The 320-nt window shown below is 59.4% G+C and carries 1 protein-coding gene; it reads right to left on the reverse strand.

What is annotated here, in order from left to right; all coding sequences use genetic code 11:
• The coding region (locus EII42_RS12640) for an SdrD B-like domain-containing protein (RefSeq protein ID WP_199729914.1) at window positions 1-320 on the reverse strand (320 nt) is incomplete at both ends.

Below are 320 nucleotides of genomic sequence, written 5' to 3' on the forward strand. Positions count from 1 at the left end.
TCGCGGTCACCGTTTTGGGTCAGGCCCTCAGACTCGGCAAACCCAGTCGAAGAATCCTTATCCCTGGCACCAACACCCGGCTTCGTCGGAACATGACCCTCCGGAGCAGTCACCGTCACCTTGTACTTCTGCCCAGCAGCCAACACCGGCAGATGATCGAAGGAGTAGTGCCCCTGATCATCAGTCTGCGTCGGAGCAACCGGCTGTCCATAAACGTCAGTCACCGGCTGACCATCCGGACCAGTCAACGTGAGCGTCACACCGGCAATCGGGCGATCAGTGTCGTCCTGCTTACCGTCCTCGTTCACATCCAGCCACAC

Origin of the sequence: Tessaracoccus sp. OH4464_COT-324 (assembly GCF_003932855.1) — a bacterium.
Taxonomy (GTDB): Bacteria; Actinomycetota; Actinomycetes; order Propionibacteriales; family Propionibacteriaceae; genus Arachnia.